This window comes from Porphyromonas gulae DSM 15663 (assembly GCF_000378065.1).
GTDB classification, from domain to species: Bacteria; Bacteroidota; Bacteroidia; order Bacteroidales; family Porphyromonadaceae; genus Porphyromonas; species Porphyromonas gulae.
In genome coordinates this window covers 12,767-27,219 of sequence record NZ_KB899162.1, presented here as the reverse complement: position 1 = coordinate 27,219, position 14,453 = coordinate 12,767, and the positions used below count along the sequence as shown (strand labels likewise).

Annotated in this window: 10 protein-coding genes; 9 read left to right on the top strand and 1 reads right to left on the bottom strand. The window is 47.9% G+C overall.

Going from position 1 to position 14,453, the window contains the following annotated elements; translation table 11 throughout:
- Nucleotides 1-36: 36 nt before the first annotated feature.
- From F452_RS0106025 to F452_RS0106000, 6 genes are all read left to right on the top strand, one after another.
- Nucleotides 37-2,262, top strand: coding sequence for a GH92 family glycosyl hydrolase (locus F452_RS0106025; RefSeq protein ID WP_018965329.1), 2,226 nt, complete (start codon nt 37-39; stop codon nt 2,260-2,262).
- 180 nt (nt 2,263-2,442) lie between these two features.
- Entirely contained in the window at nt 2,443-2,691 is a 249-nt protein-coding gene (locus F452_RS0106020; RefSeq protein ID WP_018965328.1) for a DUF4492 domain-containing protein, read from the top strand.
- 19 nt (nt 2,692-2,710) lie between these two features.
- Nucleotides 2,711-4,300 (top strand): cytochrome ubiquinol oxidase subunit I, encoded by a 1,590-nt coding sequence (locus F452_RS0106015; RefSeq protein WP_026292243.1) that lies wholly within the window; start codon nt 2,711-2,713, stop codon nt 4,298-4,300.
- A 47-nt stretch (nt 4,301-4,347) separates the two neighbouring features.
- A complete protein-coding gene (locus F452_RS0106010) occupies nt 4,348-5,511 on the top strand; it encodes a cytochrome d ubiquinol oxidase subunit II (RefSeq protein WP_026292242.1) in 1,164 nt (387 codons plus the stop codon).
- A 146-nt stretch (nt 5,512-5,657) separates the two neighbouring features.
- On the top strand, nt 5,658-6,449 hold the full coding sequence (locus tag F452_RS0106005) for a patatin-like phospholipase family protein (protein WP_026292241.1): 792 nt from the start codon (nt 5,658-5,660) through the stop codon (nt 6,447-6,449).
- Entirely contained in the window at nt 6,446-8,140 is a 1,695-nt protein-coding gene (locus F452_RS0106000; protein ID WP_018965324.1) for an alpha-amylase family glycosyl hydrolase, read from the top strand. The genes F452_RS0106005 and F452_RS0106000 overlap by 4 nt, the downstream gene beginning before the upstream one ends.
- A gap of 100 nt (nt 8,141-8,240) precedes the next feature.
- Here F452_RS0106000 and F452_RS0105995 read toward each other — a convergent pair whose 3' ends face one another.
- Entirely contained in the window at nt 8,241-10,844 is a 2,604-nt protein-coding gene (locus F452_RS0105995) for a TonB-dependent receptor (protein WP_026292240.1), read from the bottom strand.
- A gap of 389 nt (nt 10,845-11,233) precedes the next feature.
- Here F452_RS0105995 and F452_RS0105990 point away from each other — a divergent pair, with 389 nt between their 5' ends.
- From F452_RS0105990 to F452_RS0105975, 3 genes are all read left to right on the top strand, one after another.
- Nucleotides 11,234-12,127, top strand: a complete 894-nt coding sequence (locus F452_RS0105990; protein WP_018965322.1) for a decaprenyl-phosphate phosphoribosyltransferase — start codon at nt 11,234-11,236, stop codon at nt 12,125-12,127.
- 751 nt (nt 12,128-12,878) lie between these two features.
- Nucleotides 12,879-13,502: a Crp/Fnr family transcriptional regulator gene (locus F452_RS0105980; protein WP_018965320.1), complete on the top strand. Its 624-nt coding sequence runs from the start codon at nt 12,879-12,881 to the stop codon at nt 13,500-13,502.
- Nucleotides 13,503-13,566: 64 nt separating this feature from the next.
- Nucleotides 13,567-14,373 (top strand): sulfite exporter TauE/SafE family protein, encoded by an 807-nt coding sequence (locus F452_RS0105975; protein ID WP_018965319.1) that lies wholly within the window; start codon nt 13,567-13,569, stop codon nt 14,371-14,373.
- Nucleotides 14,374-14,453: the final 80 nt, after the last annotated feature.

Below are 14,453 nucleotides of genomic sequence, written 5' to 3'. Positions count from 1 at the left end.
GTTTTTTGTTTTATCTCATTTTATCCTGATCCAACGATGCGCTTTCTCCCCTACCCCATAGCCTTTCTTTCCGTCAGCCTTTTGCTTTCATGTGCAGGCAGCAAAAGAGGAAAAGATATTGACTTCACAAAGTACGTGACCCCCCTTGTCGGAACCGACTGGGTAGGCAATACCTATCCGGGGGCTACGGTTCCTTTCGGTATGGTACAGCTAAGCCCGGACAATGGGAAAAGCGGCTGGGACTATATAGCCGGTTACTATTATCCCGACACGATAATAGCAGGCTTCAGCCATACGCATCTGAGCGGCACGGGAGCCGGCGACCTCTATGACATTCGCTTTATGCCGATCGGCAAAAGTTCTCCAGATGAAGCCGGCCCGAACGACCGTATACGGACATCATTCAGCCACAAAAACGAGACAGCCGAAGCCGGATATTATGCTGTAAGCTTGGACAACGGTATCAAGGTGGAGCTGACGGCCACCGAACACTGCGGCATTCAACGCTATACAATCCGGGACTCTGTGCTGGAAGTTCGCCTCGATCTTAATAGTACAATGAACTGGGACAGGACGACAGACAGCCGTCTGCAACTGATCGACAGCCACACGATAAGCGGTTATCGCTTCTCGGATGGTTGGGCACGGGATCAGCGCGTATTCTTCCGCAGCAGATTTTCCCTTCCGATAGAGCAGTTCACGATAGACAGTGTGCCCCAATATACCAATAAAGATACGACGCAAATCATCGGTTACGGCCTTGTAGCCCACCTTTCGTTTCTAATGGTCGAATCCGACAGTACGCTGACGATCTCCACCGCCCTATCGGGTGTGGACGAAAAGGGAGCGGCTAACAATCTGGCGAAAGAAGCTCCCCACCATGATTTCGACCGCTACCGTGCAGAGGCATCGCAGCTGTGGCAACGCGCCTTGTCGCGTATAGTGGCAGAGAAAGGAGTATCGTCCCAAGCAGACACCATTTTCTATACCGCGCTCTATCACAGTCTGCTCTGCCCGACGGTTTTCAGCGATGCGGATGGCCGTTACAGAGGAGCGGACAAAAAGATCCATACGCTAAAGACGACACGCAAACACTACAGTACCTTCTCGCTCTGGGACACCTACCGAGCTGCTCACCCCCTGTACAACATCCTCTTCCCCGAACGTGCGGCCGATATGGCGGAAAGTCTCGTCGCCTTCGGTGAGCAAAACGAAGGGCTGCTGCCCGTTTGGACGATGTGGGCCGGAGAAACGGATATGATGATCGGCTACCATTCCATACCGGTCATCGTAGAAGCCTATCGAAAAGGCAATTACAAAGAGAATCCGCAGCGCATCATGCGCCTGTTGGTTTCGACCATGGAAAAAACCGGCAGAACCGATATGGACAACTATCGTCGCTTGGGCTATGTGCCGGCCGACTGTACGAACTGGAGCCTGAGCAAGACGATGGAATACGCCTACGACGATGCCTGCATCGCGCTCTTTGCAAGGGAAAACGCAGCGGCAGCCAAGCGGTCGATGGCATATGCACACCATGCCAAGTCGTACCAAGAGGTATATGATCCGGCAAGTGGTTTCTTCAGGCCCAGATTGGCATCGGGGAAATGGAAAGTCCCTTTCGATCCTTTCGAATATAGCGAGGACATCACAGAGAGCAATGCCTGGCAATATCTCTTCGGAGTCCAGCATGATACCGAAGGTCTCATGGGACTGATGGGCGGTGCAGATTCGATGGCTCGCCGTCTCGACCTCTTTTTCGGTACCTCTACTCCCCCTCATATAGCATTGCCGATCTTCAGTACGGGAATGATCGGACAATATGCTCACGGCAATGAGCCGAGCCATCACGTGGCTTACTTGTACAACAAGGTATCGCAGCCATGGAAAGGAGCGGGGATAATACGCCGCATCCTGACGGAACTATACAAAAACACTCCTGACGGTCTATGCGGAAACGAAGACTGTGGCCAACTTTCGGCCTGGTACGTATTCTCAGCTCTGGGGTTCTATCCGGTGGATCCGATAAGCGGCCATTACGAACTGGGATCGCCCCTGTTCGAACATGTGACCATCCCTCAGCCCAATGGTCGCATCTTTCGACTGACAGCTCACAATCTAAGTGAGAAGAACCGGTATATCGAGTCCGTAAAAGTGGATGGCAAACCCTATCACAGGTCATATATCACATGGAATCAGATCCGAACCGGTGCGCATGTGGAGCTGTTCATGACCTCTCGCGAGGGACATTGCTGGTATTGATTCGGTACTCGATGAGCTTTCAAAAACAAACAAAATAATGGCTCCATTGAACCGAATGTGATATTCTGGAGAGAAAACGCGTCCGAAAAAACAATTCTTATCCTATATTTGTAAGAAAGCTGTACCACTACGGCAAAATCGAGACCTGCTCGGTTTTTCATTTTTGGATCGAAAAAAACTATGACAACAACCAAAGCAAAACGCGAGAACTTGCTTATGCGCATAGTCCGCTTTTATATAGATGGCTTCAGGAATATGAAATTAGGAAAGACGCTATGGGCTATTATCCTCATCAAGCTATTCATCATGTTCGCCATCCTGAAAGTATTCTTCTTCCCAAACTTTCTGAAACAACAGGCCGGCAGTGACAGTGCTGCCAAATCCGAATATGTGCAGCAAGAACTTATCAAACGTGGAATAAACCCCTAAAATATTAAGATATAAGCGTATGATTATGAATTTAGATGCCTTAGTAAGCTGGTCGCGTGCACAGTTTGCTCTTACAGCCATGTATCACTGGTTGTTTGTCCCGCTGACACTGGGATTGGGTGTCATCATGGCTATCGTGGAGACCATCTATTATCGCAATGGCAAACCGGAGTGGAAGCGTTATGCCCAGTTCTGGCAGAAGCTATTCGGTATCAACTTTGCGATCGGTGTGGCCACGGGAATCATTCTCGAATTCGAGTTTGGCACCAACTGGTCTAACTACAGCCTCTTCGTGGGCGATATCTTCGGAGCGCCATTGGCTATCGAGGGTATTTTGGCTTTCTTCATGGAGGCTACTTTTATTGCCGTTATGTTCTTTGGCTGGAACAAGGTCAGCAAAGGGTTTCACCTGAGTGCCACATGGCTGACCATCATCGGAGCCAGCCTGTCGGCCGTATGGATTCTTATCGCCAATGCTTGGATGCAAGAGCCGGTGGGAATGACCTTCAACCCCGATACGATGCGCAACGAAATGACGGATTTCTGGGCTTTGGTATTCTCTTCCACTGCGATCAATAAGTTCTGGCACACGATCTCTTCCTGCTGGACTCTCGGATCCGTATTTGCTTTGGGCGTATGCGGCATCCACCTGCTCAGAAAGGACGACAAACACAAGGACTTCGCCCTCAAAAACATCAAGATCATCGCTCCCTTCGGCTTGGCTGCTTCGCTTATCACAGCTTTCACCGGCGACACCTCTGCCTACAACGTGGCACAAAAGCAACCGATGAAGCTGGCAGCCATGGAAGGTCTGTACGATGCAGGACAGACGGACAAGGATGGACTCACTGCCGATGGCAAGGGCCTTCCACTCAGCCTCTTCGGCATCCTCAATCCGGCGAAAGAAACACCGCAGGACGATAAGGAAGCCTTCCTCTTCAACGTATCGGTGCCACGCGTACTCTCTGTCTTGGGAACTCGCAACCCCAGCGGTTATGTACCGGGTATCAACAACATCCTCGAAGGCGGATATGTAAAGGCCGATGGCACTACCGCTATTCCGGTGGATAGTATGATGCAGCGTGGACGCAGGGCGATCATGGCTCTGAACGACTACAGCAAGGCCAAACAAGCCGGCGATATGGAAGCTGCCCTACAGCACAAATCCGTTATAGACGAGAATTTCCCCTATTTCGGCTATGGCTATATCCAGCACAAGAACGATATAGTTCCTCCCGTGGGGCTGACTTACTACAGCTTCCGTATCATGGTAGGATTGGGTATGCTGTTTATACTGCTATTCCTATTGGCATGGCTGTTCAGCTTCAAACCGGAGAAATTCAGCAAAATGCGATGGTTCCACATGGTCGCTATCGTATGTATGCCTCTTGCATGGGTAGCCAGTCAGAGTGGTTGGATCGTAGCGGAAGTAGGACGCCAGCCTTGGACGATCCAAGATTTATTGCCGGTACAAGCTGCCGTATCCAAGCTGGAAGCCGGCTCCGTGATGATCACTTTCTTTGTCTTCCTCGTACTCTTCTCAGCTTTGCTCGTTGCCGAACTGAACATCATGCGCAAAGCAATCAAGAAAGGTCCCGAGACAGAATAACGCTAACGAATCCCGATCTCTATTCATAGAATAAACGACACGAAATTATGGAATACGCATTGTTACAACACTACTGGTGGTTCCTCGTCTCATTGCTGGGAGCACTGCTGGTTTTCCTGCTATTCGTACAAGGAGGACAGTCGTTCCTCTTCAGTCTTGGCAAAGACGAACTGACTCAGAAAATGATGGTCAATTCGACCGGACGAAAATGGGAATTCACCTTTACGACATTGGTTACTTTCGGGGGTGCCCTCTTTGCATCGTTCCCACTTTTCTACAGCACCAGCTTTGGCGGAGCATATTGGGTATGGATGCTGATCCTCTTCTGCTTCATTATCCAAGCTGTATCCTACGAGTACCAATCCAAACATGGTAATGTATGGGGGAAGAAAACCTACCAAATACTGCTTTTCATCAATGGTGTATTGGCTCCGGTTCTGCTCGGAACGGCTGTTTCCACATTCTTTACAGGCAGTAACTTCGTGGTAAACAAGATGGCGATGTTCGATCTCTCCGGAGGCAGTCAGATCGTTTCGGCCTGGCAGCCGTTCAATGGGTGGCAGCTGAGAGGTCTGGAAGCCGTTTTGAACCTGTGGAATGTAGTACTCGGATTGGCTGTATTCTTCCTTGCAAGAGTATCGGCTCTACTTTATTTCATCAACAATATCGATGACGACAGCCTCTATACAGCTGCCAGACGCCGACTTTGGGCTAATACGATTGCCTTTCTGGTCTTCTTCCTTGCGTACATAGCCTTCTTGATGAATACGAATGGCTTTGCCGTTGACCCTGTCTCCAAAGAGGTCTATATGGAGCCATACAAGTACCTGTACAACTTCTTGGATATGCCGGCTGTTTTGGCGGTCTTCCTGTTGGGAGTAGTTCTTGTACTTGCCGGTATCGGTTTGACCCTACTACGCAAAGGCTTCAAACGAGGCATTTGGTTACATGGTACGGGAACCGTGCTGACAGTACTTGCCCTGCTGCTCATAACCGGCTGGAACGACACGTCTTGGTACCCATCCACATACGATCTGCAAAGCTCTCTTACAATAGAGAATGCCAGCTCCAGCCACTTCACGCTGGAGGTGATGAGCTACGTCTCTCTCCTCATTCCTTTCGTTTTGGCTTACATTTTCTATGCATGGCGAGCATTGGACATTCGTAAGATCACGAAAAAAGAAATGGAGCATGATGATCATACCTATTGATCTCTGACAGATAATTCCACAAATCTGAGGCTGTGTCATACGAGGATTCTCCCAGGACACAGCCTCGTTGTTTTTATACATTTCGGCAGCAATCATGGCCGTTGGTTGAAAAAGACGGTTATATTTACCTGACCAAACACAGCAATATGCCTCATTCTTCATATCAAAACGCAAAGTATCGAATAGGCTTGGCTCTTAGCGGCGGAGCAGCCAAAGGATTTGCTCATTCAGGGGTACTCCATGCCCTTGAGGACAACGGGATACGCCCCGACATTATAGCCGGTACTAGCGCAGGAGCGTTGGTAGCCGCTCTCTATGCCGATGGATATGCTCCCGAAGAAATCCCCCAACTGTTTCGCGGGAAAGACTTCGGGTTCCTGACCGAATGGCAAATACCGCAAAGAGGCGTATTCAGTATACGAAAGTTCAAGAGCTTCCTCCGTTCAGTATTGCGTCACAAGAATATCGAAGATCTACACTTTCCGATCAAGATAGTGGCAACGGATCTTGACCGTGGTCTAATTAAGGTTTTTACCCAAGGGCCTCTTGTCGAAACCGTCACAGCCTCTTGTAGCATTCCGATTCTATTCAACCCGGTGGAGATAGACGGGACTACCTACGTAGATGGCGGACTATTCAAAGATCTTCCGGCTTCCGTCATTCGGGAGGACTGCCGCTATCTCATAGGGGTACACCTCAATCCGAAGGAACCTTCCGAGTATAAAAAGAGTCTTTTCGGCATTGCAGAGCGTTGCTTCGGCTACATCTTCCGAGCGAACTCTTTGCCCGATCGCAAGCTGTGCGATTTGCTGATCGAATCAGGAGAAATAATCAAGTTCAAACCCTTCCAAGTGGAGCCGGCAGAAGAAATTGCAGCATTCGGATACAAAATGGCCGAACAAGTCCTCAAAACGACTTCGATAACGCAGAATCCATGAAAAAGGACGAAAAGGTGATTATCTATTCCGTGCTGCCACGTCTATTCGACAATCGATGCCAAACACGAATACCGGGAGGTGGTATAACGGATAACGGCTGTGGTAAGATGGAGAGCTTCAGCCCGCAAGCATTGGAAATGATTCGGAGCCTCGGCACTACGCATATATGGTACATCGGCATGCTTGAGCAAGCTACTCAGACCAATTATGGCGATGCCGGTATTCTTCCCTGTCATCCCGATATCGTCAAAGGGAAAGCAGGATCACCCTATGCTATCAGAGACTATTACGACATATCGCCCGAATTGGCTACGGACATTCCTAACCGAATGGCAGAATTTCACGACCTGATCGAGCGTACACACCGTGCGGGTATGGGAGTGATCATAGATTTTGTACCCAACCATGTAGCACGCGAATATCAGTCGGATGCCAAACCATCGGGTACAAAAGATCTGGGCGAGGGAGACGATCCGCTTTTAGCATTCTCTCCCAACAATAATTTTTACTACCTGCCGGAACAACACCTCCACCTGCATTTAGGGGAGCAGAGTCGTACGATGTCTTATCAGGAAGAGCCTGCGAAGGCAACGGGCAACGACCGATTCTCCTCTCATGTAGGCAAGGAGGATTGGTACGAAACAGTGAAATTGAATTACGGCATCGACTATCTGAATGGAGGAAGCAAACACTTCGACCCGATACCCGATACATGGATTCGGATGCGAGATATTCTGCTCTTTTGGACAAGCAAAGGAATAGATGGATTCCGTTGCGACATGGCCGAAATGGTGCCGGTGGAATTTTGGGAATGGGTAATATCGCAAATTCGCGAAAGATACTCGGTCTTATTCATCGCTGAAATCTACCGTCCGGAGCTTTACGAAGAATATCTTCATGCAGGATTCGATTATCTGTATGATAAGGTAGGCATGTATGACTGTCTCCGTGCCGTTATTTGCGGATATGGCTCCGTTTCGGATATATCAGGAGCAGTACGACAAACAGAGCGATTTGCCGACAATATGCTCTACTTCCTTGAGAATCACGATGAGCAACGCATAGCTTCGGATTTCTTTGCAGGAGATGCACGGAAAGCTCTTCCGGCAGTAACGATAGCCGCCACGATAGGGCGCAATCCCTTTATGCTTTACTTCGCACAGGAACTTGGCGAACGTGGAATGGATGCCGAAGGGTTCAGCGGTAAGGACGGTCGCACCACGATATTTGACTATTGGAGTCTGGACAAGATGCAGCGTCGCATCAATGGCGGACTATACGACACGAAGATGTTATCCGAAGAAGAACGCGTCTTACTAAAAAGTTATACCTGTCTATTACATGATGTTTGCGCCCTGCCATCAGTCGTTCAAGGAAACTTCTATGACCTTGGCTATGCCAATCGGAGCAATCCTTACTTCCGGCCTGATCGGCAATTTGCTTTTCTTCGCCATACATCGGATGAAATACTTCTTGTTGTAGCCAATTTTGCACCCTTCGACGCAGAAATCAGGGTCAATATCCCCGAACACGCCTTTCAGACCATGCAGGTAAAGGACAATACAGCTTTCCTGCTGACCGATATGCTCTCCGGAGAAAATAGCATCGGCTGTCTCACCCAATACGCCCCCTACCCACTCCGGCTACCGGCCTATGGCTATGCACTGCATCGCTTCCGTTCGCTTGATTGATACAGCCCCTTTTCGGGTCTAGTAGCACCTCGGTAAAAACAAAGAGACTGCGCTGAAACAGCTTTTCGGCGCAGTCTCTCTCAGTCTTTATACAGCAGGATCAGAAGTTCACACGAATACCGGTAGACCAAGTGCGGCCGAAGCCGTACCATACGAGAGCCGAAGCCTCATCGTGTTTCTTACCGATGATATTGTCGTCGGCATCGCTCACATATCGCTTGTCAGCGACGTTGTCCATATTGAAGTAGAACGTAGTGCTGAGCGAACCGAGCTTGAAATTGTAAGATGCAGACAGATCGAACAGACCTACATCGGGCAACTTCCATGATTCTACGATTTCTTTGCCATCTGCTTCGTACTGCTGTGCATTACGTGTTGCAGGGTTGAATCCTGCATAGTTTTTGCCAAGGAAGTTGTACTTACCTACAACATGGAAACCCTTGAACAGCTCTATGTCCGCAGATACGGCAGCTGTCATCTGTGCCGCGTCTCCGACGTGCAGCCCTTTGATATAAGTTATATCCTGTCCTGTCTCATTACCGGCTTCGTCGTATGAAGTGTAGCTTACGTTGTTTTGCCAAGTCCAGTCGCCAAGAGAGAACATACCGCGAAGGTTGATTTGACGAATAGGACGATAGCTGATCTCAGCCTCTACCCCACAGTGAACGGCATCAACGCCATTGAGATAAACATATTCATTTCCGATTCTCTTCGAAGTCACGCGGTCCATCCACTTGGTATAGTATCCGTTGATATTGAATTCGAAGTTCTTATGATTCGTGAATCCATATCCGATTTCTCCTGTAAACACCTTTTCCATATTGGCTTTTTCGTTGGGAACGATAGCTCCTGCGGCATAAACATTACCGAAGAGTGGTGCACGCGTGAAGTAACCACCGTTTACGAATACGTTGTGTCCCTGTGCAAATTTGTAGCTCAGACCGGCCTTACCACTCCAGGGAAGGAAGCTCTTCCACGGCGATACACCGGCCAGGTAATTGGTGGACTTGCTACCGCCATAGTTATGATTGCGGTAGAGTTCGTAGTTGATAGATCCCGATACGAATGCATCGATCCATTCGGATGAATGCTCCATCTGAGCAAAGAGACCATGCCACATGATTTCCCCCGTATAGTCACGGTTTACGATGTCACCTACTTTCAGGTGCTGACCTTCCGTATGATAGGCAAGCTTTGCCTTGGGATCCTCTACATAGTAATTGCCACCGAGCAGATCGGTGATCTTGTCATAGTGATCGCCACGGTAGTAACGTCCGTCATATCCGGCTGTCAAAGTCAGCGAGCTATTGAGCTTCTTCTTGAACGAAGAAAGCAAGCCGAACCACTTGTGAGAGTTAGATCCGAGAGCGAAGATTGCTTCTGATCCGTTGCTTGCCGCAGCATTGGCAGCCAGTACCGCATCGTAATCGATGAGTCCGTCGGGAGTTACCTTGGTTTGTTCGTAGGGCTGACCCGTATTATAGTTGATCAATACCCACTTGCTGTTTTTTCCATAAGCACGACGACCTCCACCGGTAGCTAAAGACGCATATGCTGTGGTGTAAAGAGAGGTGTTGTCATCCATCTTCCAGAAGTGGTTCAGCGAGAACTGAGGCTTATGGTAGGTATTGTAAGCATAAGCTGTAGGAGTCAGTTCGCCACGCAGATAACCGAACGATTGATTGTGACGGATACCATATTTATCATAGTCAGCCACAGAGTATTTGCTGGAACGTTGGTTGTGCCATTGCGGTGCACCAAATCCGGTAAGAGAAAGGGTGTGACGTTCGTTGAATTTCTTTGAAACGTTGAAGAAGTAAGAGAATGCACGACCTTTCAGCCCATTCACATAACCCAGACCAGTCATATGGGAACCTGCGATAGAGATGGCCCAACCATCGTTCATACCCGTAGAGATAGAGAAAGATTCCTTGTGCAATCCATCGTTACCCATACCGACATAAGCCGAACCACCGGTATTGACATCTGTAGTCTTAGTGATAATGTTCATCGTACCCCCTACAGAACTGATACCGAGCTTGGAAGCTCCGAGTCCGCGTTGGATCTGAATGGTGCTGGCTTGGTTCATCAGACCGCTCCAATTACTCCAATACACCTTACCATCTTCCATACCATTAACGGGAACCCCATTAATGAGTACACCGAAGTTATAGGTATCGAATCCACGCACATTGGTACGGCCGTCACCGAAACCTCCACTTCCTTTGGTGGTATAAGTAGACGGAGTGGACTTAACCAATTCGGGGAACTCGATATTCAACGAAGCTGCCTGAATATCGGCCACGCGAATATTAGAGACTGGTACCGGCGTCATACGATCTTTAGGCACCACGGAGGCTATTACCTGAATTTCATCCAAACCGATGGCTTGCGGATCGAGGGAGATCGTGCCAAGGTCTTCTTGAGAGCCTCTGCCTACAGAGCGAGTTAGGGTAACATAGCCTACGCAACGGAAGGTCAGGACAGATTTGGCCGGCACTTCGAATCGGAAGCTACCATCCATATCGGTGGTTACACCGCGGAGGGATGCCCCTTGACCGGTGCTTACAGATACACCGATGAGAGGTTCGGATGTTTCTGAATCGATCACCTTACCGGTCACCACTGTTTGCGCCATTGCCAAAGAGAAACCTAAGGCCATCAGCAGTGTGGTCAGGAAAAGTTGTAGAATTCTTTTTCTCATAAGACATAATAATTTAGATTCGACTTAAAGGCATCTCTGCCCAATTCTTGTACAAAGATAATCCAGAAACATTAAGCTTGTGTTACAAGCTTTATACTTCGGTTCATTGCCATGTGATTATCTAAACCAAATCAATATTTGGGAAGGTATTACCATGGGTGTCATCTTACAAATTAACAAGCGTTCGAGTTCTTTCTATATCATGTTTGCTATTTGTCCGTGTTCTCAAACTCTTTATTTTTGTAGGGAATCGTTCCACTCTTTGTTTTTAGTTGTTCTTCTAATTAACCTGATGGCATGGGGTAGGCCTCTTAAAGAAACTACACCTTTGTGGTTGATCAATAACGCTATCAGGCCTCTTGTCCACTATCTTCACAATTATTTAACTGATGTGCCATTCTATCTTCAAAGTTCTACGCCCTCACCAATGGGTCAAAAACCTCTTCATCTTCTTGCCGGTTTTTTTCGGCAAACATCTGTTCGAGGTGGAGTATTGGCTGCCGAGTCTGTTCGCTTTTGTGAGTTTCAGCCTTGCTGCCAGCGGTGTTTACTGCTTTAACGACATCAATGATGTGGAAGCGGACAGGTTACATCCTGTCAAGCGTCATCGCCCTATTGCCAGTGGAGCTTTATCCATGTCATGGGGATATGCTCTGATGTCCATCTGCTTTATTTTGAGTATAGGAGTCTTATGGGTAGGGGCTATTATTACCATAGCAATGGATCCCATAGGGGTATCTCTGGTAGTCGTCTGTTACATCGGAATGAATATTTTATACAGCATCAAGCTCAAGCAGATAGCGATCGTAGATATTCTGATCATTTCTTTAGGATTTGTCTTACGGCTTCTAATGGGTAGCTTAGCCACAGGTATTATGCTATCGAAGTGGCTTGTGCTCATGACTATGCTTCTGGCCCTTTTCCTGGCTTTAGCCAAGCGATGGGATGATGTATGGATCTATGAGACAACCGGGATGAAAGCTCGAGGCAATATAGACAAGTACAATACCGCTTTCATGAACCAAGCATTGAGTATCGTAGCTGCAATAACAGTGGTGTGCTACATCATGTACACGATTTCTGACGAGGTAGTGGCACGTATCGGTAGCAGCCATTTATATCTTACCGCCATATTCGTTTTGGCGGGACTCCTTCGCCATTTACAACTGACATTAGTCGAAAACCGCAGTGGCAGTCCCACCAAAGTTTTGTTGCAGGATCGTTTTATGCAGATATGTGTGATCGGCTGGGCGATCACCTTTGGTATAATACTCTATTGCTGATGTTGGTCGAATCGATTTTTGCTACATTTGCAAGCCGGCAGAGGTTCCCCTCAGAAAGCGTTTATTATACAGAGACCTCGGCTGCTTGATAAAACTGTTTGATAAATAACGATAAAGACTCCAAACATGCATACTTCATTCTCATACATATCTTACTACAAGGGGCTCTCTCCCTTATTCCTCATACCTGTCGGAGTTAAAAGAAATGATGTCCGTACTCATGGCAGATAAGGAGCAATAGTTCTCCCGATAATCCTCCACACACAACCAGTCATGCACCAAGTTCTATGTAGAACTTGGTGCATGACTCTTTATATACAGGCTCTTGAAAAGGCCTTTTTCAGCATGCGATTTATATAGAAATGACTTTCGATCTATATATAAATGGGAAACGATTTATATACAAATCGAAAACGATCTATATATTTATCATAAATGATTTGTATATAGATCGTTATACCCTCTTCCAAAATCATGTTTTGACCTAAGAAAGTCTGCTTTATCTCCCTTTTGACTTCAAAATCCGTTTCCTTTCAGATGTTTATTTGGAATGATTCTAAACTCATCTTCGTTGTTGAAAACTTTTTTCGCGCCTGTTTTTGGGCTTATGAATCATCCTTTTGGGATGTATAAGGAGGAAAATAAGAATCAACAAAACGCAAGCATTAAATCGCGATAGAAGAGGGATAGAGCAAGAGGCTTTTTCTTCCATTTCTTTCGGTTGCGTACTTGTTTTATTAAGTTTGCTCCTATGAAGCAGATAGAAGATATATCCGAGTTTCGCTCTTCGCCTGAGCTTGTGGACAAACTGTATAAGCATGGCATCCTCAAGGTCTACAAGGCCGGCAGCGTTATCCTCAATGAGAATGCACATGTTCGCTCCATCCCTATCGTTATCAAAGGGGTCATGAGGGTGATCCGTACCGAAGAGGATGGCAGAGAAATCCTGCTCTACTATATCAAGGCGGGCGAAAGCTGTATCATGTCTTTTCTTGGGGGGCTTCACAATGAGACGAGCAAGGTAAAAGTGGAGATCGAAGACGATGCCGAGATTCTTTTCTTGCCCGTCGATAAGGTTTCCCTCTTTATGAAAGAGCATCCCGAATGGCTCAACTACATCTTCCGCTCCTACCACAAGCGATTCGAGGAGCTATTAGATACGGTGAATGCCATTGCTTTCAAGAAAATGGACGAACGTCTATTGGCCCTCATTCAAAAGAAGGCCGAACTCGTGAAGGGCAATACGATACAGATCACGCACGAACAACTGGCCAATGAATTGGGAACAGCCAGAGCCGTGGTATCAAGGCTGCTCAAACAACTGGAAGAATCCGGCATCGTTCGCTTAGGGCGTAACAAAATCACCCTTATGTGACCAAAGTAGCTGTACACCGCTCCGGATATGATGACCTTTGCCTCATCATAAAACCGGAGACAGTATGCTTATAGCAGGTTACTTGGCATCTATTTTAATCGGCCTGTCACTCGGCCTTATCGGTGGCGGAGGGAGTATCCTCACCGTTCCCGTGCTCGTATATCTCATGGGTATAGACCCTGTCTTGGGTACAGCCTATTCGCTTTTTATCGTGGGAGCTACCAGTGTAGTCGGGAGTATCTCATACTTTCGTCGCTCGCTGGTGGACGTTCGCACTGCAGTGCTTTTCGGTCTGCCATCGATCCTCGCCGTATTTCTGACGAGAGCTTATCTGGTACCGGCGATTCCTGAGCATGTATTGAGTCTTGGCCGTTTTTTGATTGACCGGAACATGCTCCTGATGCTCTTGTTTGCCGTACTGATGCTTACGGCATCCGTCAGTATGATCAGACCGGCTAAAATGCAGGAGAAAGCATCACAGAGATCCCCCAAGCCGAAACGACCCCGTTATGCCCTGATCCTCCTTGAGGGAATTGTGGTCGGTACGCTCACAGGGCTTGTCGGCGCCGGAGGTGGCTTCTTGATCATCCCTGCCTTAGTCATCCTCGGAGGCCTACCGATGAAACAAGCTATCGGCACCTCACTTGTAATCATATCAGCCAAATCGCTCTTGGGATTTCTGGGAGAGAATAATCCGGCCGGTCTCGACTGGGGGCTTCTCCTCTCAGTAACGGCTTTTGCCATCATCGGGATATTCATCGGCATGAAACTCTCCCAATATATTGACGGAGACAAACTCAAACCGGCATTCGGCTGGTTCGTCTTCGTCATGGGGCTATACATCATTCTCAAAGAGACCGTACTCGTATAGTTCGCGCCATTGTGTGACTAAAGTAGCTGTACGAGCCGGAAAGATGGTTGATCTTTGCAACGTCAGACAAGCATTAATAA

What these genes read in the sequence shown, in the direction of transcription:
- F452_RS0106025 (WP_018965329.1), top strand. Translation starts at nt 37, where the DNA reads ATGCGCTTTCTCCCCTACCCCATAGCCTTTCTTTCCGTCAGCCTTTTG.
- F452_RS0106020 (WP_018965328.1), top strand. Translation starts at nt 2,443, where the DNA reads ATGACAACAACCAAAGCAAAACGCGAGAACTTGCTTATGCGCATAGTC.
- F452_RS0106015 (WP_026292243.1), top strand. Translation starts at nt 2,711, where the DNA reads ATGATTATGAATTTAGATGCCTTAGTAAGCTGGTCGCGTGCACAGTTT.
- F452_RS0106010 (WP_026292242.1), top strand. Translation starts at nt 4,348, where the DNA reads ATGGAATACGCATTGTTACAACACTACTGGTGGTTCCTCGTCTCATTG.
- F452_RS0106005 (WP_026292241.1), top strand. Translation starts at nt 5,658, where the DNA reads ATGCCTCATTCTTCATATCAAAACGCAAAGTATCGAATAGGCTTGGCT.
- F452_RS0106000 (WP_018965324.1), top strand. Translation starts at nt 6,446, where the DNA reads ATGAAAAAGGACGAAAAGGTGATTATCTATTCCGTGCTGCCACGTCTA.
- F452_RS0105995 (WP_026292240.1), bottom strand. Translation starts at nt 10,844, where the DNA reads ATGAGAAAAAGAATTCTACAACTTTTCCTGACCACACTGCTGATGGCC.
- F452_RS0105990 (WP_018965322.1), top strand. Translation starts at nt 11,234, where the DNA reads ATGTGCCATTCTATCTTCAAAGTTCTACGCCCTCACCAATGGGTCAAA.
- F452_RS0105980 (WP_018965320.1), top strand. Translation starts at nt 12,879, where the DNA reads ATGAAGCAGATAGAAGATATATCCGAGTTTCGCTCTTCGCCTGAGCTT.
- F452_RS0105975 (WP_018965319.1), top strand. Translation starts at nt 13,567, where the DNA reads ATGCTTATAGCAGGTTACTTGGCATCTATTTTAATCGGCCTGTCACTC.